This is a genomic window from Brachybacterium paraconglomeratum (assembly GCF_003994255.1).
Lineage (GTDB): Bacteria > Actinomycetota > Actinomycetes > Actinomycetales > Dermabacteraceae > Brachybacterium > Brachybacterium conglomeratum.
This window is the reverse complement of sequence record NZ_ML133859.1, coordinates 106013-128341: the sequence shown is the minus strand read 5'-3', so window position 1 is coordinate 128341 and position 22329 is coordinate 106013. Positions and strand designations below refer to the sequence as shown.

General features: G+C 70.6%; 18 protein-coding genes. 9 read left to right on the top strand and 9 right to left on the bottom strand.

Annotated elements, in window-relative coordinates; genetic code table 11:
- Positions 1–157: 157 nt before the first annotated feature.
- Together DS079_RS13600 and DS079_RS13595 are read left to right on the top strand one after the other, a co-directional pair.
- Entirely contained in the window at positions 158–1375 is a 1218-nt protein-coding gene (locus DS079_RS13600; protein WP_126988398.1) for an acetyl-CoA C-acetyltransferase, read from the top strand.
- Positions 1375–2739, top strand: a complete 1365-nt coding sequence (locus DS079_RS13595) for an acyl-CoA dehydrogenase family protein (protein WP_126988397.1) — start codon at positions 1375–1377, stop codon at positions 2737–2739. Before DS079_RS13600 ends, DS079_RS13595 begins: the two co-directional genes overlap by 1 nt.
- A gap of 218 nt (positions 2740–2957) precedes the next feature.
- Here DS079_RS13595 and DS079_RS13590 read toward each other — a convergent pair whose 3' ends face one another.
- The 5 genes from DS079_RS13590 to DS079_RS13570 all read right to left on the bottom strand — a co-directional run bounded on the left by DS079_RS13590 (position 2958) and on the right by DS079_RS13570 (position 11154).
- The gene (locus tag DS079_RS13590) at positions 2958–3695 is read right to left on the bottom strand and encodes an NYN domain-containing protein (protein ID WP_126988396.1); all 738 of its coding nucleotides are present in this window, start codon (positions 3693–3695) and stop codon (positions 2958–2960) included.
- Positions 3695–6799 (bottom strand): type I restriction endonuclease subunit R, encoded by a 3105-nt coding sequence (locus DS079_RS13585; RefSeq protein WP_126988395.1) that lies wholly within the window; start codon positions 6797–6799, stop codon positions 3695–3697. Before DS079_RS13585 ends, DS079_RS13590 begins: the two co-directional genes overlap by 1 nt.
- The gene (locus DS079_RS13580) at positions 6796–8070 is read right to left on the bottom strand and encodes a restriction endonuclease subunit S domain-containing protein (protein WP_126988394.1); all 1275 of its coding nucleotides are present in this window, start codon (positions 8068–8070) and stop codon (positions 6796–6798) included. Before DS079_RS13580 ends, DS079_RS13585 begins: the two co-directional genes overlap by 4 nt.
- Entirely contained in the window at positions 8067–10058 is a 1992-nt protein-coding gene (locus DS079_RS13575) for a type I restriction-modification system subunit M (RefSeq protein WP_126988393.1), read from the bottom strand. The genes DS079_RS13580 and DS079_RS13575 overlap by 4 nt, the downstream gene beginning before the upstream one ends.
- Before the next feature lie 346 nt (positions 10059–10404).
- Complete coding sequence (locus tag DS079_RS13570; RefSeq protein ID WP_241237668.1) at positions 10405–11154, bottom strand: CDP-alcohol phosphatidyltransferase family protein; 750 nt, start codon at positions 11152–11154, stop codon at positions 10405–10407.
- A 170-nt stretch (positions 11155–11324) separates the two neighbouring features.
- On the opposite strand from DS079_RS13570, the gene DS079_RS13565 reads away from it, so the two are divergent.
- Both DS079_RS13565 and DS079_RS13560 read left to right on the top strand, forming a co-directional pair.
- The gene (locus tag DS079_RS13565) at positions 11325–12251 is read left to right on the top strand and encodes a hypothetical protein (RefSeq protein ID WP_126988392.1); all 927 of its coding nucleotides are present in this window, start codon (positions 11325–11327) and stop codon (positions 12249–12251) included.
- A 164-nt stretch (positions 12252–12415) separates the two neighbouring features.
- The gene (locus tag DS079_RS13560; protein WP_010549161.1) at positions 12416–12799 is read left to right on the top strand and encodes a hypothetical protein; all 384 of its coding nucleotides are present in this window, start codon (positions 12416–12418) and stop codon (positions 12797–12799) included.
- Positions 12800–12823: 24 nt separating this feature from the next.
- Here DS079_RS13560 and DS079_RS13555 read toward each other — a convergent pair whose 3' ends face one another.
- From DS079_RS13555 to DS079_RS13540, 4 genes are all read right to left on the bottom strand, one after another.
- A complete protein-coding gene (locus DS079_RS13555) occupies positions 12824–14308 on the bottom strand; it encodes a WXG100 family type VII secretion target (RefSeq protein ID WP_126988391.1) in 1485 nt (494 codons plus the stop codon).
- Positions 14305–15081 (bottom strand): hypothetical protein, encoded by a 777-nt coding sequence (locus tag DS079_RS13550; RefSeq protein ID WP_126988390.1) that lies wholly within the window; start codon positions 15079–15081, stop codon positions 14305–14307. Before DS079_RS13550 ends, DS079_RS13555 begins: the two co-directional genes overlap by 4 nt.
- 150 nt (positions 15082–15231) lie before the next feature.
- A complete protein-coding gene (locus tag DS079_RS13545) occupies positions 15232–15516 on the bottom strand; it encodes an antibiotic biosynthesis monooxygenase family protein (RefSeq protein WP_126988389.1) in 285 nt (94 codons plus the stop codon).
- A 213-nt stretch (positions 15517–15729) separates the two neighbouring features.
- Positions 15730–16638, bottom strand: a complete 909-nt coding sequence (locus DS079_RS13540) for an NAD(P)-dependent oxidoreductase (RefSeq protein ID WP_126988388.1) — start codon at positions 16636–16638, stop codon at positions 15730–15732.
- Positions 16639–16749: 111 nt separating this feature from the next.
- On the opposite strand from DS079_RS13540, the gene DS079_RS13535 reads away from it, so the two are divergent.
- From DS079_RS13535 to DS079_RS13515, 5 genes are all read left to right on the top strand, one after another.
- A complete protein-coding gene (locus DS079_RS13535; protein WP_126988387.1) occupies positions 16750–17832 on the top strand; it encodes a D-2-hydroxyacid dehydrogenase in 1083 nt (360 codons plus the stop codon).
- 19 nt (positions 17833–17851) lie between these two features.
- Positions 17852–18610, top strand: coding sequence for an IclR family transcriptional regulator (locus tag DS079_RS13530; protein WP_126988386.1), 759 nt, complete (start codon positions 17852–17854; stop codon positions 18608–18610).
- Positions 18611–18673: 63 nt separating this feature from the next.
- Positions 18674–20128 (top strand): MFS transporter, encoded by a 1455-nt coding sequence (locus DS079_RS13525; protein WP_126988385.1) that lies wholly within the window; start codon positions 18674–18676, stop codon positions 20126–20128.
- 89 nt (positions 20129–20217) lie between these two features.
- The gene (locus tag DS079_RS13520) at positions 20218–21072 is read left to right on the top strand and encodes an SDR family oxidoreductase (RefSeq protein WP_126988384.1); all 855 of its coding nucleotides are present in this window, start codon (positions 20218–20220) and stop codon (positions 21070–21072) included.
- Between the two features lie 98 nt (positions 21073–21170).
- Entirely contained in the window at positions 21171–22232 is a 1062-nt protein-coding gene (locus DS079_RS13515) for a LacI family DNA-binding transcriptional regulator (protein WP_126988383.1), read from the top strand.
- Positions 22233–22329: the final 97 nt, after the last annotated feature.

Sequence of the window (22329 nt, the reverse complement as noted above, 5' to 3'; positions counted from 1 at the left end):
GCACGGGTCCGCTTCCCACCAGGTACCTGCAACCCGTAGTATCACTAACGCCGGCGTCCGGAGCCGACGTCGGCCGCAGGTCCCCGCTGACGCGGATCCCTGCGGCCGCACTGCGACTCCGGCCCGCCCGAAGACACCGCCGTCCCAGGAGGAACCCGTGCCCGAAGCCGTCATCGTCGCCGCCACCCGCTCACCGATCGGGCGCGCCCGCAAGGGCTCGCTGAAGGACGTCCGGCCCGACGATCTCGCCGCGCAGACCATCCGCGCCGCCCTCGACCAGGTCCCGCAGCTCGACCCCGCCACCATCGACGACCTGCAGCTGGGCTGCGCGATCCCCGAGGGCTACCAGGGCGGGAACCTCGCCCGCACCGTCGCCGTGAAGCTCGGCCTGGACACCGTGCCCGGCGCGACCGTCACCCGCTTCTGCGCCTCCTCCATCCAGACCACCCGCGCCGCCTTCCACGCGATCGCCTCCGGCGAGGCGCGCGCCGTGATCTCCGCCGGCGTGGAATCGATCTCGCTGAGCACCGGCAAGCTCATGGAGGAGGACGCCCGCGACCCGCAGTTCAAGGCCGCGTGGGAGCGCACCGACAAGCGCGCCTCCCGCGAGATCCCCGCCCCCTGGCACGACCCGCGCGAGGACGGCGAGCTGCCCGACGCGTACATCCAGATGGGCCAGACCGCCGAGAACGTCGCCGAGCTGCGCGGCGTGACCCGTCAGGCGCAGGACGAGTTCGCCACCCGCTCCCAGAACCGGGCCGAGGCCGCGCAGGCTTCCGGCTTCTTCGCCCGCGAGATCACCCCGATCACCCTGCCCGACGGCACCGTCGTCGACACCGACGACTCCCCGCGCGCGGGCGTCACCTACGAGGCCGTCGCCGGCCTCGACCCCGTCTTCCGTCCTGAGGGGACCGTCACCGCCGGCAACTGCTGCCCCCTGAACGACGGCGCCGCGGCGCTCGTGCTGATGGAAGCAACGTATGCGAAAGAGCTGGGCATCACCCCGCTCGCCCGCGTCGTCGCCACCGGCGTCTCCGGCCTCAGCCCCGAGATCATGGGCCTCGGCCCCGTCGAGGCGACGAAGAAGGCCCTCGACCTCGCGGGCCTCACCATCGAGGACATCGACCTCGTCGAGCTCAACGAGGCCTTCGCCGCCCAGGTGCTCCCCTCCGCGGAGGACCTCGGCATTCCCCACGACAAGCTCAACGTCCACGGCGGAGCGATCGCGCTCGGCCACCCCTGGGGCTCCACCGGCGCCCGGCTCACCACCACGCTCCTGAACGGCCTCGCCGAGCGCGACGGCCGCTACGGCCTCGCCACCCTCTGCGTCGGCGGCGGCCAGGGCATGGCCCTCATCGTCGAGAGGATCAAGTGATGACCAGCAACGACACCCGCACCACCACCGACACCAGCAGCTGGGATGCCCCAGCGCCCGGCCACATCTCCCTCGGCGGCAACCCCGGCACCGACGAGAACCGCGATCGCGTCGAGTCGGTGGTCACCGACCGCGCCGTCGTCTCCGCGCCCGACGCGTCGGCCGCCACCCCCGAGACGCTCCTGCCCGCGACCGCGGACCACTTCGCGCTCTTCCAGGACGTCGAGGGTGAGGACCTGAGGGCCTGGGCCGATGCCCGCTCGCTCGCCGACGAGGTCCTGCCGCGGATCAACGACTGGTGGGACCGCGGCGAGTACCCGATCGAGCTCGTCGCCCGCCTCGGCGAGCTCGACCTGCTCACCGACGGCCTGGACGTGCCCGGCCATCGCACCCTCTCCCCGCTCGCGACGGGCCTGGTGAACATGGAGCTCTCCCGGATCGACGGCAGCGTCGGCACCATGGTCGGCGTGCAGGGCGGGCTCGCGCTGCGCTCGATCATGCTGCTGGGCTCCGAGGAGCAGAAGCAGCGCTGGGGCGGCTCCCTCGCCACCGGTGTCGAGCACGCCGCCTTCGCCCTCACCGAGCCCGACCACGGCTCCGACTCCGTCTCCCTCGAGACCGTCGCGCGCCGCGACGGCGACGAGTGGGTGCTGACCGGTGAGAAGCGCTGGATCGGCAACGGCGCCGGCTGCCACCTCTCGGTGGTGTGGGCGCGGATTGATGACGCATCGGATCCCGCCCTTCACGGCCAGGTCAGCGGGTTCCTCGTGGATCAGTCCCTGCCCGGCTACGAGGCCGAGGTGATCCGGGGCAAGGTCGCGCTGCGCGCCATCCACCAGGCCCACATCACGCTGAACGAGGTGCGGGTGGGGCTGGATCAGCGCCTGCCCGGGGCGCGCACCTTCAAGGACACCTCGAAGGTCCTGTTCGCGACCCGCGCCGGGGTGGCCTGGGGCGCGCTCGGCCACGCGATCGCCTGCTACGAGGCGGCGCTCGAGCACGCCACCACCCGCATCCAGTTCGGGCGTCCGCTCGCCAAGGCCCAGCACGTCCAGGTGCGGCTCTCGGACATGCTGCAGACCCTCACCTCGATGCAGCTGTACTGCCGCCGCCTCGCCGACCTCGAGGCGGCCGGCACCATCCGGCCCGAGCAGGCCTCGCTCGCCAAGGTGCACAACACCCGCGCCGCCCGCGAGATCGCCTCGAACGCCCGCGACCTCCTCGGCGGCTCCGGGATCCTGCTCGAGAACCGCGTGATCCGCCACCGGAGCGACATCGAGGCGCTGCACACCTACGAGGGCACCGACACGATGCAGTCGCTCATCGTGGGTCGCTCGATCACCGGGACCAGCGCGTTCGCCTGATCCGGGCTCGAGAGGATGCGGCGGCGGAGCGGGGGCTCCGCCGCCGCTCTTCCGCTTCGGTCCGGTACGTCAGCTGGATGACCTCCGACAAAGAAAAACCCGACCCCAGAGGGGTCGGGTGGTGTCTACGTAGAGTAGACGCTATGTAGGAGTTTTGGCAATCGGACCAGGCCAGCGGAAGGTTCGGCGTGTGGTTGCTGGGCGTCGAGTCGTGACCGTCACCATGGCGGGGGTTTGCGGATCTTTGCGCCGATGGTGGGTGGTAGCTGGTGCTGTTGGAGATCTTGCGCCGTGAGCTGATACCACCAGTGGTTGCCCACGCCGTCGGCTGGTGTGCCTTGTAGATCCCCAGCCAGGTAGCCCGGAGTTGGGTTCACAAGCCCTACGGGGATCTGCTCACGCACGTGGCGGATCGGGAACGCGAGATCGCTGTCGTTCGAGATGACTACGGCCGCGTCTATCGCGCCGCTCAGGGCATCGATGAGCAGATGCGACGCGACGTTCACGTCCGACCCCTTCTCCTCCCGCCGAGCGACCGAGACCATGAACGTCGCGTCGGGGACGTCATTATCGTTGCCGTCCCGGACCATCACCGGCCAGCTTGAGGTGGTGAGCTCGGGACGACCGTTCCCGGCGGGGGTTGCGAGCGGCGCCTTCGCCACGCGATTGACGTATTTACCGTAGGCGATGAGGTCGACGCTGCCCGTACGCTCCAGCGCACGGAGATAGACGTCCTGTTCTCGCTGGCCTTCGGAGTTGCTCGCGCCGCTGATCCGCGCGGTGCAGTAGACGAGATGCTCGATGGTGGGCGATGTCCAGGTGGACTGCGAGGACACGATTGTCGTTGCCATGGCGCGCAGGTCCAGCCATCGCCAGCCGGGTGTCGACCGGCCGCACTGCCGCCGCGCGCCGTAATAGAGGTTGTAGCCGTCGACGTACACCCCGACTCTGGTCATCACATCGCCTCCGCTTCTCGCAGCCGCTCGTACAGACCGCACTCCAGCAGCATTGCCCGCAGTCTCTCCCAGGGCATGCCCTGCAGCTCCTTAAGTACGGCGTTGGAGGCGTCCTCCACCTGCCACACGGCGTCCTCGGTGACCATCTGCAGCCCCGGAGCGTGGGCGAAGTCCGCCCGGGAATTGGCGCCGGCGATGGCACGCAAATTGTCGTCGGCGGCGACCTCGGCCAGCAGGCTCTCGATCTTGTCGACCTTGTAGCGGTCGTCGACGTCGAGGTCGCCGAGGTACTTGTTGACCTTCTCGACGATCTCGGACTTCGCGGAGCGCTCGCGCTCGCGGACCTTGGCCATGCCCGCCTCGGTGAGTCCGTCGAGTCCCTGCGGCTCGCCGTCGCTGAGGGCGAGGTCCTCCGTGCGGAGCTTCTCGAGCTTGTAATGCGTCAGGACGATGTCGGAGACGTCCACCTCGCCGGGGTCGGTGACCTCGGTGGTGAACGCCCGCAGCTGGCGGGCGAGCAGATCGGCGTAGACGGAGAACTTCAGGTAGCGCGGGTTGCCGTAGTCGATGAGCTGCGCGAAGAAGGCGTACGCCTTCACGTACTGGGTGAGGGTGGAGCGGAAGTCGAGGAGGACCTCACGCTCCTCGGTGTCGCCCTCGAGCAGCGCGCGGCGCCAGCGGTCCCCGAAGCGGTCCAGAGCGGGCCGAAGACGCTCAGCGAGCGAGGAGTGCTTCGCTCCTCGCGCCGACCAGATCTCCCACACCAGATCGATCTCGGCGGGGGTGTAGATCCCGACGGCGTCGAGCTTGGCGAGCATGTCGACCACCAGGTACGGGTCGGACTCCTGCTGGATCTCGGCGTCCTCGTAGTACTCGCGGAACGCGGCGAGGATTTGCTCGGGATCGTTGACGAAGTCGAGCACGAAGGTGTCGATCTTGCCGGGCGCCCGACGATTCAGGCGCGACAGCGTCTGCACCGCGGCGATGCCGGAGAGCTGCTTGTCGACGTACATCCCCACGAGGAGCGGCTGGTCGAAGCCGGTCTGGTACTTGTTCGCGACGATCAGGGCGTGCTCATCCGGCAGGGCGAACACCTTGGCGAGGTCTCGGCCCTTCAGACGGGGGTTCATGGAGGCCTCGGTGACCGTCGGCGCCGCCGCCCCGGGAAGGGGCTTCACCTCGGGGTCGGGAACCTCGCCGGAGAACGCGACGAGGGCCTGCAGCCCGAGGCCCTCGGACTCGCTGATCCGCTCGAACTCCCGCGCGTACAGCACCGCGCTCGCGCGGGAGCTGGTGACGACCATGGCCTTCGCGCGCCCGCCGAGGTGGGGCTGCACCGCGGCCTGGAAGTGGCGGATGATCTCGCGGACCTTGGTCGAGATGTTCGTGGGGTGCATCTCGACGGCGTGGAGGTAGGCGGAGGTGCCGGTGCGGACGTCCACGTCGACGTCGTCGCTCTCCGCGGCGAGCTTGATCCGGGCGGCCTGCTCGTAGCTGGTGTAGTTCTTCAGCACGTCGAGGATGAAGCCCTCCTCGATCGCCTGTTTCATCGAGTACAGGTCGAAGGGGACGAGCTGCCCGGAGCTGTCGCGTCGGCCGAACTGCTCGAGGGTCTTCGCCTTCGGGGTGGCGGTGTAGGCGAAGAAGCTGATCCGCTGGTCCTGGTCCGCCTGCGCCGCCATCTCCACGAGCGCGTCCTGGTCGGCGCCGGGCTCCATCTCCTCCGTCCCGGCGGGTGGGACGTTGAGGTAGACGACCTTCCGCACTGCGGCGGAGGCCTGGCCGGACTGCGAGGAGTGCGCCTCGTCGGCGATGACGGCGAACCGCTTGGCCGCGAGGGTGCTGCCCTTCTGCTGCATCGCCTTGAGGGCGTAGGGGAAGGTCTGCAACGTGACGCCGATGATCGGCACGCCGGCGGTGAGCGCTTCGCGGAGCTGCTCGGTCTTCGAGGATCCTGACCCGCGGGTGACGGCCTGGAAGGTGCCGGTGGCGGTGACGAGCTGGTCGACGGCGTCCTGCAGCTGCCGGTCGAGCACCTGTCGGTCGGCGATCACGATGACGGTGTCGAACACCTTCTGCCCGTCGGCCCGGTGGAGGGAGGCGAGGCGGTGCGCCGTCCACGCGATCGAGTCGGTCTTCCCCGATCCGGCGGAGTGCTGGATCAGGTAGTGATGCCCGGATCCCTCCTCCCGGGCCGCGTCGACGAGCTTGGTGACGGCCCGCCACTGGTGGAAGCGGGGGAAGCGGATCTGGTGCTTCTCGGTGACCGCCCCGGTGAGCGGGTCCTCCTGCGTCTCGTGGTTGACGTAGACGAACTTCGCCAGGATCGTTAGCCACGCGTCGCGGTCCAGCACCTGCTCCCAGAAGAACCGTGCGCCGATCTCCGGCGGGTTCCCCGCGCCGTTGGCGTCGCCCATGTTGAACGGCAGGAACGTGGTGGCCGGCCCGTCGAGCTTGGTGGTCATCGCGACCTCGCGCGGGGTGACCACGAAGTGCACGAGCGCCCCACGGAACGCGGTCAGCAGCGGCTCGCCCTTCGTCGAGCGGTCGCGCTTGTACTGGGTCTTGCCCTCCTCGAGGCCCTGCGTGAACTCGGTCTTCAGCTCGATCGTCGCGACCGGCAGACCGTTGCAGAACAGCACGAGGTCGATGCGGTCGGCCTTCTTCTGTGAGTAGACGACTTCCTGCACCACGCGCAGTCGGTTGCGCCGGTATCGCTCGGTGAGGGCGGGGTTGCGGTCGTCCGCGGGCGGCATCTGCAGCAGCTTGAATGGCGCGCGGGCGCCGACGACGTCGAACCCCTTGCGCAGCACGTTCAGGGTCCCGCCGCCGTGCGCCTCATCGGCGCCCAGCACCTTCGCCACACGGTCCAGCAGACGGTCCACGTGCTTCTGCCTGGTCGCAGGATCGACGGCCGACGGGATCGCCCGCTCGAAGTCCTCCGGACTCGTCTCCTCGAGCCAGGCGAGGAGGTCCCCGGGGAACAGGGCCCGCTTCTTGTCGTACCCGGAGGAGTCCCGGGAACGCCACCAGCCGTTCCCTTCCAGATGCGAGGCGATCTCGTCCTGGAAGGCGAGCTCCTGGTGCGGGCCCGAGACGGTCATGACAGCTCCTTGATGTCGTCCTCGAGTTGCTCGGCCGCTGGTCGACGCTTGGCCGTGACGTCGATCTGACCGGTGACCGCGGCGGTGATCAGCGCGGCACGGCGCTCCTTGGCGAGGGCGATAGCGCGGTCGAGATCGGACACCGAAGCGTTGATCAAGCGCTGCTCATCTCGGAGGGTCGCGCAGATGGAACGCTGCCGCTCAACTGACGGAACCGGGAGCCGAATCGACAGAAACTCGTCGTAAGGAAGGTTCTGCATAGAGAGACTCGTGCCGACGGCTCGCTGGCTCGCTTGATCCTGGTACAGGCGGGTTTGCATTGCGAAGGCGAAATACTCGTTGACGCCTTGAAAATCGATCGACCAGAGCTTGTCGGAGAGAAACAGATCATCACTGCCGTGCTCGACGTACGCAGCGGCGCCGACGTTCGACGGCGTGTTGGCGCGATTGACGAGTACGCGGTCAGCCTCTACGGGCGTCGAGAGTCGTGCTTGCTCAATCGGGTCGATGACGGCTTTGTTCTCATGGGGTCGATATTCCCTCCGGGAGGCGGCCCCCGTCTTCAGCACGCCGGGCTCGCCTGGTTCAGCGGGCCAAGGGGCGCCGTTGACACTCGTTCCGGACTTTCGAATCGGGTGGTGGCGACGCAGTTCGGAAGGCATTGGTCCATCGGTAACGATGAGCCTCTCGAGCGCTGCACCGTGATGCTCGCGAGCTAGCTCTTCGGCGGTGGAAAGTTCGGCAACGAGGGTGTCAATCTCGGCGGTCTCGCGGTCGAGTCTATCGACGATTGAGTCGACACGATGCTTTCCCGGCCAGGGCACTCTGACTCGCGAAACCTGCTTTGAGGACAAATGCTTCACTGTGGTGGCATATGTCAGATCGTTGATTATTGAGAGCGTGTTGGGGGGGCAGTATTCGATCCACCTCAGGGTGCTCTCGGGGCCCTCTAGGGCGAGAACTCTTTGGTTGAGTAACCCTGGTTCATTCTGACCCCAACGCCCGACGTTGAAGTCGCCATCCATCCCTATGAGGAGCGATTTGGGCGTTACGCGATAATCTGTCAAATTCGGGCCGCTATAACGCGTAGTCTCTTCTGTGTTAAGTAGAGAGCGAATTCGGATTAGCGGCTCTCCGGTGTCACCGAAGTGTTCAGCTTCGTAGGGGAGGCCGTTGATGAGTAGGGCGATATCGCCAACTCGGAGTTCGCCATTTTTGTGTGCGTTGATCTGAGATTTCCCGATTGCGGAGCGCTGCCAGTCCCAACTCATCGCTGTACTTCCTCCAGCCTCTTCCGGATCCGTCCCAGCACCTCGTCGAGGTCGCGGTCGATCTCCTCGAGCGGCCTGGGCGGCACGTACTCGTAGAAGTGGCGGGTGAAGGGGATCTCGGCGCCCTCCTTGGTCTTGGCGTGGTCGATCCAGGCGTCGGGAACGAAGGGGATCACCTCGCGCTGCAGGTACTCGTCCACGTCCTCCTCCCACGGCACGTTCTCCGTGTCCCGCAGGGAGGCGTCCGACTCGGGCTTGCCCGCCTTCGTGACCAGCTCTCCCGCCTCGTCGTGCTCACCCAGCTCGGCGAGCACCACCTTGAGCAGAGCGGGGGAGAGGGACGAACCGTGCGCGGCGAGGTTCGTCTTCAGCGACTCGGTGAACTCGGCGCGGCTGGTCGATACCGTCCCGTCGGACTCCTCGGCGGCGGCCACCAGTGCGGAACGCAGCGCAGCCTGATCGGGCTCCTTCAGCTTCGCGACCTGGCGCGCCGCCATGACCCGCTCGATCCGCTCCGGTGTGACGGCGTAGCTCAGGCGTAGCGGCCGCTCGACCGTGATCGTGCGGTAGAAGAAGTCCGTCGTGGCGAAGATCTTCGACTGCTTCGACTCGGAGAAGCCGCTGTACAGCTCCGAGATCGTGCGGATGTTCTCCGCGGAGAGCATCCGACGCTTCGACCCGACGGACTTGCGCATCTTCACGAACATGTCGGTCGCGTCGATCAGCTGCACCTTGCCGCGACGCTCCGGCGCCTTGTCCTTCGACAGGATCCACACGTACGTCGCGATGCCGGTGTTGTAGAACATGTCGGTGGGCAGGCCGATGATCGCCTCGAGATAGTCGTTCTCCAGTACCCACTTTCGGATGTTCGACTCGCCGGAGCCCGCTCCGCCCGTGAACAGCGGCGAGCCGTTCAGGACGATGGCGCCCCGACCCGCCGAATGGTTGTCCTCCTCCGGCCGCGGATCCCGCAGCGAGGCGAGCAGGTGCATCAGGAACAGCAGCGACCCGTCGGAGACGCGCGGCAGACCCGGCCCGAACCGTCCCGCGAAGCCGCGCACGTCGTGCTCCTCCTTCACCACCTTCTGGGACTGCTTCCAGTCCACTCCGAAGGGCGGGTTCGACAGGCCGTAGTGGAAGGTCTGCCCGCGGAAGGCGGGCTGGGTGAGGGTGTTGCCGAGGACGATGTTCTCGATCGGCTGGCCCTTCACCACCATGTCGGCCTTGCAGATCGCGTAGGAGGCCGGGTTGATCTCCTGCCCCAGCAGGTTCACCTGCGCGGTGGTGTTGTGGGCCTTGATCTTGTCGTCGGCCACCGAGAGCATGCCGCCGGTGCCCGCCGTCGGGTCGTAGACGCTGCGCACCACATGGTCCTTGCCGAGGTCCTGGTCGCCCGCGACCAGGAGGGTCACCATCAGCTCGATGACCTCGCGCGGGGTGAAGTGCTCACCGGCGGTCTCGTTGCTCGCCTCGGCGAAGCGACGGATCAGCTCCTCGAAGATGTGCCCCATCTGCTCGTTCGAGACGACCTTGGGGTGGAGGTCCACCTTCGCGAAGTGCTGGAGGATCTGCAGCAGCAGATCGTGCCGCGCCAGATCCACGATCGTGTCCTCGATCTTGTACTGCTCGAAGATGTCTCGGACGTTCGGCGAGAAGGCGTTGACGTAGTCGCGGAGGTTCTCCTCGAGGTTGTCCGCATCGCCCTGCAAAGACTGCAGATCATGTCGGGACCGATTGAAGAAGGAGTACTCGTGGCCGGCCTTGCGGCGCAGGTACGCCTCGGGCACGCGCTCCCCGGCCTCGAACCCGTCGACCGCCGCGAGCACCGCCTGCTTCGTCGGGGCGAGCACGGCGTCCAGGCGCGCGAGCACCGTGAACGGCAGGATCACGTCCCCGTACTGGTGCTGCTTGAAGGTCCCGCGCAGGATGTCCGCGGCGGACCAGATGAACGAGGCGTGGTTGAACACGGGGGCGCGGCTCGCTTCCATCAAGGTGAATCTGTGCCAGTCACTCTAAGTGACCGACGCGGAGACGTGACCGAGACGTCACTTCAGCGGGCCGCTCTCCGCGCCCTGCCCGCCTCCACGACGAGGAGGAACACCAGGATCGCCTCGACCGCCTTCGTCAGCAGGCCGACCGCCATGAACGGCGGACCCATGACGAAGTACAGGACGATCGTGAGGACCGTGTAGCCGATCAGGACGTAGCGTACGGCGGGCCGGAACTGCTCCAGCGCTGCCAGCGGCGCGTACAGCAGTGCCAGCAGGCCCAGGCGGCCGAGGCCGTCGGGGGCGAACAGGGGGATGCCGAAGGAGAGGTGGGCCCGGCGCCCCCTCAGCGGGGTGCCGACCGCTGCGCACGCTCGAGGCGGATGACGTCCCGTCCGAAGGAGACCACGAGCAGGGCCAGGGCGAGGGCGACCACCGCGGCCGCCGCCGGGACGGGGACGGCGGGGACCAGCGCGCTCAGCAGCGCGACCCCCTGACCGCCGCCGACGAGCCGCCGGAACTGGTTGAAGCTCAGCGGCTCCCGCAGCGCGGGCCGCACCCGCGTGGCCGCCACGAAGGCATAGCGCATCAGCCCGATCGCGAGCGCCCACGGTCCCACCACCGTCGCCGCGAGCACCGACAGCACCATCACCAGCGCGGCGTCGGCCTCCATGCCGATCCGGGCACCGATCGGACCGGCGCTGCCGGTGCGCCGTGCGACAGGTCCGTCCATCGCGTCGGTGGCCAGGGTCGTCGCGATCAGCGCGGCGAGCGGCCACGACCGCGCGGCCAGCTCCCCGCCGAGGACCAGCACCGTCGCCGCCGCGAGCGCACCTGCCCCGAGATGGCGGAGCAGGGTCAGGGCGTCCGCCGCCGTCACCGCACCTGGGGCGCGCGGACGCAGCGTCGAGGCCGCCACGGGCCACGTCGCGAGAGCGACCAGCACCGCTGCGAGGGCGAGGAGCCTCGAGGCGGGAGAGGCGAGCAGCACCACGAGCACGCCGGCGAGCAGCTGCCCTCCGGCGAGCACCACGAGGACCGTCCCCACCCGGCGGAGCCTCACGGGAGGGGTCGGGACGGGCGATGTCGCGGCCATGTCGGCGAGCGTAGCGGGACGCCCCGCGCGGCCCGCCGGCCCCCACGGTCACGAGTCGGTGACGAGAATGCGGGAATCGCGGTGCGACCTGCTACATTCCGCTCACCGCTGCCGCACGGGCCACCGGAAGCGCGGGCTCCTGGTCCCTTCTGCACCCCTGGCGGTCACCGATGTCCGACGGCTCCTCGCCTCAGCCCCTGCCTGCCCTCGCCCCCGACGGCGCGGCAGACCCTGCTCCCGCTCCGTGGGTGCTGCTCGCGCCCACGCTGCGTGATGACCCGCAGGCCGACACCCCGCAGGCCGACACCCCGCAGGCCGACACCGCGCAGTCCGACACCGCGCAGGCCGACACCGCGCAGTCCGACACCGCGCAGGCAGAACCTGCGCAGTCGGACACCTGGTCCGACCCCTCGCTGCTCCCGCCCCCGTCGGCGCCGCCGGAGCGTGCCCGGAGCAGCGCGCTGCCGATCGTCGCGATCGTGCTGTCCTCCCTGGCGCTCGCCGTGTCGGGCCTCGTGCTCGTGCTGGTTCTCGTCCTCGGCGGGCTGGCGTACATCTACGGCGGTGCGCCGTACGTGATGAGCGATCCCGTCGGCGGGTACTCGAGCATGTACACGCCGGGCAGGGTCACCGATGCCTCCGGTGCGGTCGTCACGGACGCCGGCACCTACGACCGTCCCGCCACGCTCGGGGAGCACACCCTGTCCTGGCCGACGGTGAGCGGCGGGGTCGTCGAGGTGACCGTCACCGATGTGGACTGGGATGCGGACGCCGCCGTCGCCGCCGACCCCGCGAATCCCCCGCCCGACCCGAGCGCGGGATACGTGCTGGCCACGGTCGACGTCGCGTACACGGGGCCCGGCGGCACGGTCCCGACCGAGGACCTCTACCTCTGCCTCGAGTCGATGTCCTGGGCCAGCTGCCACATGGACCTCGACGTCGCGACCGCCGCCCCGCTCCGGGACATCGGCGCGCTCACCGACGGTGACCGGGCGACCGCGATCGTCGCCCTCGAGCTGGCCGAGGGGGAGCGGGGCTCTGCCCTGTTCTCCATCGAGACGATCGACGGCGAGCCGCTGTACCTCGCGGAGCGCTGAGCGCGCAGGACGCCGGGGCCCGGAGCTCAGCGGGCGGACCGGGGAGACGCGACGACGGTGAGGGAGCAGGCAGGATCTGCGATGCTGGAGCAATCGCAGCGGTGGGATCAGGAGAGGCGGAGCGGATGCGGAGGCGAGTGCTGATGGCCGGAGGACTTGCGGGCATGATCGCCGCGCTGGCGGGCTGCGGGCGTCTGCTGCCGTCGCGCACGGACTCGTTGAACGACCCGGTGGAGGAGTTCGAGCACGTGACCTCCTCCGAGATGGAGACCAGCGGCGGCGGGACCATGCGCACCAGCCTGCGCGGAGACATCCGCTTCGACGTGGACGAGGAGCAGCTCCTGGACGCCCTGGATCCGGTCTGGCGGAGCGTCGTCGAGTACATCTTCGAGAAGGACGAGGGCTTCGGGTCACGGACCGTCCTGGTCACGGCGCACGGCGCGGACGGTTCGACGGTGGAGCCCCGCGAGCTCCTCGGCAGCGAGGTCGCCGACCAGTTCGGTTCCCTCAGCTTCATCCACTTCTTCGAGCACTACGGACTGGCCTGAGCGCCCTCGCACGGGCGGCGCCGGTCAGATCCGGCGCGCGTCGATGACCACGTCGTCCACGAGCACGACGTCCTCCCCGATGTACTGGCCGTCCATGCGGTCGGCCTTGCCCGCGAGCGCGGGATGGTCCCCGTGCTCGCGCAGGGTGCCGTAGTACCCGGAAGTCTCCGAGTAGACGGACGGGTCGTGCGCGTCGCGGTGCACCGAATCGTGCGCATTGTGGGCCGCGTCCTGCTGCGGGAAGTCCGGGTTCTCGTGCGGAGTCTGCATGTGCACGTCCTGCACGTTCTCCGCCGGATTGCCACCGGGATGACGGAAGGAGCGCCCCTCAAGATCAAGCGTGGGGACGAAATCTCCGTCGGTCCCCTCGTTCTGGACATGCTGCACGTTCACCACATCGGTCGAGCCCTGCGCCGGGGTGTAGGTCTGCACCGGGGAGCCGACGGAGAAGATGTCGGTGACGTTGTAGGTCCCCGCTGCGCCGGTGGTGGAGTTGAACGCGGGATCGTCGGACAGCTGCGCGGCGACCAGACCGCCCTGGGAGTGCGCCACGAAGGCGACGTCCGAGCCCGGGGGGATCCCGGCCTCCTCCATAGCGGCCGTCACGGCGTTCGCCCCGGCATTCTCCCGTCCCGCCATCGCGTAGATGTTGTTGGCCCAGCCGAAGGGCTGGCCCTGCCCGTTCCATCCCTCGAGGGTTCCCGGGAGACCGCCCTCCTCCGACCACAGATCCGCGCCCTGGGTCGGTGGCACGTGCACGATGTACCGCTCGGTGCCGTCGGCGCCCTGGAGGGTCTGGATGCGGATCTGTGCGGAATCCAGATGGTCGTACCCCTCTCCCGGCGGGACCGTCCGGATGTCGCGGCGAGTCTCGTCGTTGTCGAAGATGAGATCGGCCAGGTCCTGCGGGGCCTCGCTGTCCTGCACGTGGCGGGGCTCCTCGCCGAGCTCGATCTCGGAGCGCTCGTCGAGGATCTCGATGTCCCCGTCGGGCAGGCCGTCGAAGAGGTCGCCGAGCGGTCCGGGCAGGCCCTTGAGGACGTCGCGGCCGCCCTCGAAGACGCCCTCGGTCCATTCAGCGAGGTCGACGACGCCGCCCGCGATCATCTCCGCCCAGGGGGTGTCGGGGAGCAGCCGCTGGAGCCCTTCGGGCAGTCCGCGGATCTCCTCGTCGAGCCGGTCCAGGAAGTCGGTGACGTTCTCGGGCAGCAGGCTCTCGGGGTCGCCGCCGCCGTCGCCGCCGGGCTCCGAGGCCGCATCCTGCTGGTCGGCCTCCGCCTCGAGATCGAATCCGAGCCCCTGGAGGCGCTCGCACAGCGAGCTGACCTGCGGACCGACCTGACCGGCCCATTCCTGGACGAAGCTCTCACGGTCCGGGCCCACCCAGTCGACGCCCTGCACGAACGCGTCGAGCTCGGCATGGATCTCGTCGACCCGCTGAGATCCTGTGCGCAGCCGCTCGGCGTGGCCGCGCGCCTGCTCCGGGGCCATCCCCTGGAAGCCGCTCATGCCGCACCTCCGGCCGGCGAGTGCGCCCGGGCGATCCTCGCGCCCTCCTGCAGCAGGGGGATCACGGTGCCGAAGAAGTCCCCGTCCTCGACCGGGTGCACCCCGGCGAGGGGCCCCGCCGGCCCGTCGGCGCTGTAGAGTCTCCGCTCCCCGCTGGTCCACCGGCGCAGGAGGGTCACGCTCTCCTCCGGAGCGGGCGGGATGAGGTGGATCGCGAGGCTCGCGCGATCACCCGTGCTGGTCAGCGCATCGCGCAGGTCGGGATCGAGATCCGGGAGCGCAGCGATGGCGCTGTCGGCGGTGTCGCCGTGCTCGACGGCGCTGCGGATCTGCTCGACCTGTGCCCTGCTCAACTGCAGACGCGTGGCCTTCGAGCGAGTGGTCATGGACGCCGGGGCCGCCAGGCGGGATCCCGGAGGGGCCATCGACACGACGATCTCCGGGAGCGACTCCGCGTCCACCGGCGACCAGCCGGCCGCTCCGTCGCCCCGCCGGGCGCAGACGACGGCTCCCTCGGCATCGACGGAGATCTGCAGCTCGATGCGCGTACCGTCGGCAGGGGTCACGCTGACCGCGGCCACGCACGGTGCGGTCAGGGCGCGCCGGATGAGCGTCTCGTGCTCGGGATCGTGCTCGGCCGCACCGGGGGACGGGTCATCGGGGACGGTGATCATGGTCCGCCACAGCGGATTGAGGTCCGCACCGGCGTCCCGTGCCCGTGCGGCGGCATCGCGCACGAGTGTGCTGTCCAGTGCAGCGGTGAACGCCGCCATCTGCTTCCCTCCGAGGCTCGTGTTCCGTGCTTCCGAAGACTAGAGACCCGGAGGTAAGGAGGCCATGGGGAGTTCTCCCCGCCCCCGCGTCGGCCGAGCGAGGCGGGAGGGTGGAGAGGCAGGGGCGGAACGGCGGGCCGAGCGCCCGAGTCACTCCAGGTCGACGACCTCGAACTCGAGCATCCCCTCGGCCCGGGAGACCGTGGTCGACGGATCCCGCGACTCGCGCTGCTCGACCCAGGCCCGGAAGCTCTCCTCATCCGCCCAGCGGGTCAGGACGAAGTAGTGCTCCTCGCCCGCGACCGGGCGCAGCAGCTCGAAGCCCTCGAAGCCGGGCGCCCCGTCCACGGAGTGCTTCCGGGCGGCGAAGCGCTTCTCGAGTTCGCCTGCCTGCGCGGCGGGGACGGCGAGACGGTTGATCTTCACGACGGTCACAGGGTCCTCCCGGTTGTCGGGTGTGGGGCGGGCGGGGCGGCCGCCCGATGCGGCCAGTATCGGCGTGCAGCGCGCCGCCGCGCAGGACGGAGGGACCGAGGCGGCGGCCGGCGATCGTGGTAGGGCGACGTTCGGGCGCCGAGCAATCAGTGCACCGAGTGCGTTCGGTTCGGGCGGTGCATGTGCAGCGCCGGGGCCCGGACCGTGCCCGGCTCAGGCGCCGCGCTCGGCGACGAAGCGCCGCGCCACCGAGAGGTCCTCCTCGCCGAGGCCCGCCGCGACCAGCTCGTCGTACGCGCCTCGCAGTGCACCGAGCAGGGCGGGCGAGGTGCCGGTGTCCTCGGCGACGTCGGCCGCGAAGCCGAGGTCCTTGGTCATGTACGCGGCGATGCCGCCGGGGGAGTAGTCGCCGGTGACGAGCTTGTCGCGCTTGTCCGCCAGCAGCGTCGAGCCCGCGTAGCCGCCCTCGAGCACCTCGAACAGGTCCGCCGGGGCGATGCCGCTGCGCTCGGCGAGGACGGTCGCCTCGGAGATCGCCATCATCGTCGCGCCGACGATCATCTGGTTGCACGCCTTCGCGACCTCGCCGGCGCCCAGCGGGCCGAGGTGGCGCACCGTCCCGCAGGGAGCGAGGAGCGTCGCCGCCCGTCGGACGTCCTCCTCGGCGCCGCCGGCCATGATCGACAGCGTCCCCGCCCGCGCCCCGGCCTCGCCCCCGGAGACCGGCACGTCCACGAGGCGCACCCGGCCGCCCGCCTCGCCGACCAGCCGCTCCGCGAGCTCGCGCACCCCGCGCGGGGAGCTCGTCGAGCCGATCATGAGCAGCAGCTCCCGGCCCGCGGCGAGCAGGCCGTCCGGGCCCTCGAGCATCGGGGTGAGCTGGGGCAGGTCCGGGAGCATCACGAGCACGGCATCGACCTGCTCGGCGAGCTCGCGAGGGGTGTCCGCCCAGGTCGAACCGGCCTCGAGCAGCGACTTCTTGCGGCTGCGGGAGTGGACCACGAGGGCGCCGTGCGCGGCGAGAAGATGTCCGGCCATCGGCTCTCCCATCGAGCCCAGGCCGATCACGCCCAGGCGCGCGCGGGCGGGGGAGGGCGTGGAGGAAGCGTCGTCGATTCGCATGGCGACAGACTACGTCAGTCCACTGGAGTGGACGCTGTTCACTCCACTGAATCTGGGGTACGCTCGCCCCGCAGTCACCGCAGACCGTCCCGTCCGAGCGAAGGAGCGTCGATGACGACCACCCCCGCACAGCCCGCCCCCGCCGATGCCGCCCGCCCCCGCGTCGTGATCGGCGTGGACCTCCCCGAGGAGCTCTGCGCCCGCATCGAGCAGGCCGAGCCGCGCGTCGAGGTGGTCCGCGACCACGAGCTCTACCGCCCCCGCCGCTTCCCCGCCGACTGGGACGGCGACCCCGCCCACCAGCGCACCGAGGAGCAGCAGCGCCGCTTCGAGGAAATGGTCGACAGCGCCGACGTCCTCTTCTCCCTCCCCGACGTCGACCCCTCCCAGTTCGCGCGCACCGCGAGCGCCAACCCGCGCCTGCGCTGGGTGATGACCATGGCCGCCGGCGGCGGCTCCCAGCTGCGCGCCGCCGGCCTCGCGCCCGAGCAGCTCGAGCGCATCGCCGTCACCACCAGCGCCGGCACCCACGGCGGCCCGCTCGCGGAGTTCGCCCTGCTCGGCGTGCTCGCCGGCGCGAAGACCCTGCCCCGCCTCCTCGACCAGCAGCGCGACCACGACTGGTCCCCACGCTGGGAGATGCGCCAGCTCGACACCATGCGGGTGCTGGTCGTCGGCCTCGGCGGCATCGGGAAGGCCTGCGCGGCGCTGTTCCACGCCGTCGGCGCGACCGTGCTGGGCACCACCCGCTCCGGCGCCCCCGTCGAGGGCGTCGACGAGCTCGTCCCGATCGAGGACCTCGCGAGCGCGGCCGCCGACGTCGATGCGATCGTCGTGACCCTCCCCGGCACCGACGCCACCGTCGGCCTCGTCGGCCAGGAGGTGCTCGGCGCCGTGCGGCCCGGGACGATCCTGGTCAACGTCGGCCGCGGCACCGTCGTCGACGAGCCGGCGCTGCTGGACGCCCTCGAGACCGGCCGCATCGGCTTCGCCGCCCTCGACGTCGTCTCCCGCGAGCCGCTCACCGCCGACAGCCCCCTCTGGGACCACCCGAACGTGCTGATCAGCCCGCACACCGCGGCGCTCGACCGGCGCGAGGAGGAGCGGATCGTCGCGCAGTTCATCGAGAACCTCCGCCACTTCCTGGACGGCGAGGAGCTCGCCAACCGGGTCGACACCGTCGAGTTCTACTGAGCCGGAAGGCCGAGCGACCATGCCCGAGACGACCCGCGACCCCGCCCCCGCCGTCACCCGCGCGCTGCGCGTGCTCGAGCTGCTCGAGCAGTCGGGCGGCGCCCCGCTGACCCTCTCCGACCTCGCCCGCGCCCTCGGTGCCGCGAAGTCCTCCACCTCCAACATCTGCGCCGTCCTCGAGGACGGCGGGATGATCCGCCGCGTCGAGGCCGGCTACCGCCTGGGCCGACGCACCGCCGAGCTCGGCGGCGCCTTCGCCCAGGAGTTCAACCAGATCCGTGAGTTCTACGGCGTCGTCGAGGCCGACCCGGTGCTGCGCGGGGAGGTGGTGCAGGTCGCGATGCTCGACGGGGAGTACTCCCTCTACCTCGCCCGGCACGAGGGACGCGCCCACCGGCTCGGCACCCCGCTGGGCTCGCGCCTGGCCGCCGTCACCACCGGCGCCGGGCTCGCGATGCTCTCGCGGCTGGACGACGACCGCATCGACGAGACCATCGCCCGCACCGAGGCGCCCGACCTGCCGTCGGCGGAGCAGATCCGCGCCCAGATCGCCGAGACCCGCGAGCGCGGCTGGTCCGTCGACCCCGGCCGCGGGCTGGAGGGGATCTGGGGCGTGGCCGTGCCGCTGGAGCCCTGGCGACCCACCGACCCGCCCCTCGCCCTCGGCGTCGCGCTCCCCGCCGCCGAGGCCGACGAACAGACCATCGAGCGCCTCGGCCGCGCCGCCCTCGGCGTCGCGACCCAGCTCACCAACCCGTTCCTCCGACCCGCCGGCTGACCCCGGCGCAGAACACCCCCGGGGCCCGTCGGCCCCTCTCTGAGCCATCGAAGGAGATGTCCCATGAGCTCCACCCCCAGCCCCACGACCCCGCCTGATGCGGTCGCCGCCGACGCGGACCGCGAGTACCAGGCGAACCTGCGCCGGGCCACGCTCTCCTCGAGCGTCGGCAGCGCGCTGGAGTACTTCGACTTCGCGATGTACGGCCTGATGACCGCCCTGGTCTTCAACCAGCTGTTCTTCGACCAGTCCAATCCCGCGATGGCCCTCATCGCCGCCTTCGGCGTCTACGGCGTCGGCTTCGCGGCCCGCCCCATCGGCGGCCTCGTCTTCGGCCTGCTCGGCGACAAGGTCGGCCGACGCTTCGTGCTGGTCACCACGATCGTGCTGATGGGCGGCTCGTCCATGCTGATCGGCGTGCTGCCCACCTACGAGTCCGTCGGCGCGCTCGCCCCCGCGCTGCTCGTGGTCCTGCGGCTCGCCCAGGGCTTCGGCGCGGGCGCCGAACAGGCCGGCTCCACCGTGCTGATGGCCGAGTACGCCCCCGTGAAACGGCGCGGCTTCTTCTCCGCCCTGCCCTTCGTCGGCATCCAGGCCGGCACCCTGCTGGCCGGCCTCGCCTTCTCCGCCCTGACGCTGCTGCCCGAGGAGCAGTTCCTCTCCTGGGGCTGGCGCCTGCCGTTCCTCGCCTCCGTGGTGCTGATCCTGGTGGCGCTGTGGATCCGGGCGAAGCTCGAGGAGACCCCCACCTTCGTGCACCTCGAGAAGCGCGAGCAGACCGCCGAGCGGCCGCTGCGCGACATCTTCACCAAGGGCCTGCCGGGCGTGGTCACCGGCATCGGCCTGCGCATGGCCGAGAACGGCGGCTCCTACCTCTTCCAGTCCGTCTCCCTCGCCTTCGTCACCTCCGCCGCGATCGGCCTGGACCGCGGCTCCGTCGCCTGGGGCGTGACCCTCGGCAGCCTCATCGGCGTGTTCTCCGTGCCGCTGACCGGCGCGATCTCCGACAAGGTGGGGCGCGTGCCCGTCTACCGCTTCGGCGCCGTGTTCATGCTGGTCTACAGCTTCCCGGCCTGGTGGATGCTGTCGCTGGGCAGCACCGGACTCTCGATCGCCGTGGTCGCGATCGGCATCGGCGTGGCCGTGAACTCCATGCTCGGCCCGCAGTGCGCGATGCTCCCCGAGCTCTTCGGCAACCGTCACCGCTATCTCGGCGTGGCCATGGCCCGCGAGCTCTCCGCGGTGCTGGCCGGCGGCCTCGCCGGCGTGCTCGGCGCCTCCCTGATGGCCTGGACCGACGGCAACTGGATCGTGCTGGGCCTGTACATGGCGACACTCGCCGCGATCACCACCGCCTCCACCTTCCTGGTCCCCGAGACCCGCGGCCGCGACCTGCTGCGCACCGAGGACGCGATCCGGCTGTCCACCACCGAGAAGGACTCCGCCTACGAGGCCGAGGCCGCCGTCGTCCCCGGCTCCGGCGCCGCGGACGAGACGTCGAGCCCCGCACGGGCCTGAGATCCTCCAAGCAGGCCCGGGCCCGTTCCACGGCCCGGGCCTCCTCGTCCGACCACGCCCCCGCACATTCCTCACGAAGGAGAGACATCGTGTCCGACCTGTTCGACCTCACCGGCCGCACCGCCCTGGTCACCGGCTCCACCCGCGGCATCGGCCGTGCGCTCGCCACCGGCCTCGTCCGGGCAGGGGCGCGGGTGATCGTCCATGGCCGGGACGCGGGACGCGCTGCTGCCGCGGCCGAGGAGATCGCCGCCGCCGTCGCCGCGGAGCGCGCGGGCGCGGCCGACGGGACCACCGCCGCCGACGGGACCGGCGTCGGCGCCGAGGCGACGGGCGGGGCCGGCGAGGTGCCGGAGGTCCTCTCGGCCGGCTTCGACGTCACCGACCCCGCCGCCGTCGACGCGGCGCTGACCGCCATCGAGGCCGCGCACGGCACCCCGGACGTGCTGGTCAACAACGCCGGCATCCAGCGTCGGGCGCCGATCGCGGAGTTCGCCGACGAGGACTGGGATGCGCTGCTGGCCACGAACCTCTCCGCCGCCTTCTACTGCGCCCGCCGCGTCGCCCGCGGCATGATCGCGCGCGGCAGCGGGAAGATCGTGCAGATCGGCTCGGTCCAGTCCCAGCTCGCCCGCCCCTCGATCGCCGCCTACAGCGCGACCAAGGGCGGGATCGCGATGTTCACCAAGGGCCTCGCGGCGGACCTCGCCCCTCACGGCATCCAGGTCAACACCCTCGCCCCCGGCTACTTCGCCACCGAGCTCACGAAGGCCCTGGTCGAGGACGAGGAGTTCTCCGCCTGGGTCGCCCGACGCACTCCCGACGGGCACTGGGGCGACGTCGAGGACCTCGTCGGCCCGCTGGTGTTCCTCGCCTCCGACGCGAGCCGCTTCGTCAACGGCCAGACCCTCCACGTCGACGGCGGGATGACCGCGGTGGTGTGAGCCGCCGGGCGGGCACAGGACGACTAGCCGGGAACGCGGGGAAGGGGCCACGGATCCCGGCCCGCCGCCGGTCGGAGGAGCCGCGTACCCTACGAGCTGTGAGCTCCCCGTCCCGCCGCCCCACCTCCGCCGACGTCGCGGCGCGTGCCGGTGTCTCGCGGGCCACCGTCTCGATGGTGCTCAACGGACGTGTGGAGGGGACGGTCGCCGTGGCCACCCAGCAGCGCGTGCTCGCCGCCGCCGCCGAGCTCGGCTACACCCGCTCGGCCCTCGCGATCTCCCTCAAGGAGCGTCGCTCGCGCACGATCGGTCTCATCACCGACGAGATCGCGACCTCGCCCTTCGCCGGCCGTATGGCGCGCGCCGCCTCGATGGTCGCCGCCCGGCACGATCACCTCGTGATCACCGTGGACCTCTCGCTGCGCGACCACACCGTCGAGGATGCCGCCCGCCTCCTTGCCGAGCGCCAGGTCGACGGACTGCTCTACGCGACCATGGGCCGCATGAGGGGCCCCCTCCCCGTCGTGCCCCCGGGGATCCCGCTGGTGCTGGCGAACCACGAACCGGTGCCGCCCGGGGCGGACGAGCGCGGCGAGGGTGCCGAGCTGCCGCCCACCTTCGTGCCCGACGACTACGGCGGCGCCCGACGTGCTGCTCGTCGCCTGATCGAGACCGGTCATCGGCGGATCGCCATGCTCTCCGGCGACGATCGCTCCGTGGCCGTTCTCGAGCGGGAGGCCGGCTTTCGTGACGAGCTGGCGGACGCAGGCCTCGAACCGCGGATGGTGAAGGCCGGGTGGCAGATCGACGACGGCTACCGGGCCGCCGCCCGGCTGTTCGCGGGGGAGGACCCGCCGACGGGTGTGTTCTGCATCCGTGACCGGGTCGCTGCCGGGGTGCTCCAGGCCGCGGCCGCGGCGGGAATCTCCGTTCCGGGGGATCTCTCGGTGATCGGCTTCGATGACGAGGACTTCTTCGCCGAGCGGCTCGTTCCGAAGCTCACGACGATCGCCCTGCCCCACGAGGAGATGGGACGCCGGGCGATGGCTGCGCTGTTCGCGCGACTGGAGGGCGAGGCGGCGGGCGACGACGCGGGTCTCGTGGTCGTCGACTGCCCGCTCGTCGAGCGGGAGTCGGTGGGGATGGCTCGGGGGCGCTGACCTCGCTCGACGTCCGCTGCGAGGGCTGGTCGAGGTGGGACCGGTGGTGCTCCGCCCGGGTCTGGGCCGGCTCCGGGACCGGGCTGGTCTCGGGCTG

What these genes read in the sequence shown, in the direction of transcription:
- DS079_RS13595 (WP_126988397.1), top strand. Translation starts at nt 1,375, where the DNA reads ATGACCAGCAACGACACCCGCACCACCACCGACACCAGCAGCTGGGAT.
- DS079_RS13590 (WP_126988396.1), bottom strand. Translation starts at nt 3,695, where the DNA reads ATGACCAGAGTCGGGGTGTACGTCGACGGCTACAACCTCTATTACGGC.
- DS079_RS13585 (WP_126988395.1), bottom strand. Translation starts at nt 6,799, where the DNA reads ATGACCGTCTCGGGCCCGCACCAGGAGCTCGCCTTCCAGGACGAGATC.
- DS079_RS13580 (WP_126988394.1), bottom strand. Translation starts at nt 8,070, where the DNA reads ATGAGTTGGGACTGGCAGCGCTCCGCAATCGGGAAATCTCAGATCAAC.
- DS079_RS13575 (WP_126988393.1), bottom strand. Translation starts at nt 10,058, where the DNA reads ATGGAAGCGAGCCGCGCCCCCGTGTTCAACCACGCCTCGTTCATCTGG.
- DS079_RS13570 (WP_241237668.1), bottom strand. Translation starts at nt 11,154, where the DNA reads ATGGCCGCGACATCGCCCGTCCCGACCCCTCCCGTGAGGCTCCGCCGG.
- DS079_RS13565 (WP_126988392.1), top strand. Translation starts at nt 11,325, where the DNA reads ATGTCCGACGGCTCCTCGCCTCAGCCCCTGCCTGCCCTCGCCCCCGAC.
- DS079_RS13560 (WP_010549161.1), top strand. Translation starts at nt 12,416, where the DNA reads ATGATCGCCGCGCTGGCGGGCTGCGGGCGTCTGCTGCCGTCGCGCACG.
- DS079_RS13555 (WP_126988391.1), bottom strand. Translation starts at nt 14,308, where the DNA reads ATGAGCGGCTTCCAGGGGATGGCCCCGGAGCAGGCGCGCGGCCACGCC.
- DS079_RS13550 (WP_126988390.1), bottom strand. Translation starts at nt 15,081, where the DNA reads ATGGCGGCGTTCACCGCTGCACTGGACAGCACACTCGTGCGCGATGCC.
- DS079_RS13540 (WP_126988388.1), bottom strand. Translation starts at nt 16,638, where the DNA reads ATGCGAATCGACGACGCTTCCTCCACGCCCTCCCCCGCCCGCGCGCGC.
- DS079_RS13535 (WP_126988387.1), top strand. Translation starts at nt 16,750, where the DNA reads ATGACGACCACCCCCGCACAGCCCGCCCCCGCCGATGCCGCCCGCCCC.
- DS079_RS13530 (WP_126988386.1), top strand. Translation starts at nt 17,852, where the DNA reads ATGCCCGAGACGACCCGCGACCCCGCCCCCGCCGTCACCCGCGCGCTG.
- DS079_RS13525 (WP_126988385.1), top strand. Translation starts at nt 18,674, where the DNA reads ATGAGCTCCACCCCCAGCCCCACGACCCCGCCTGATGCGGTCGCCGCC.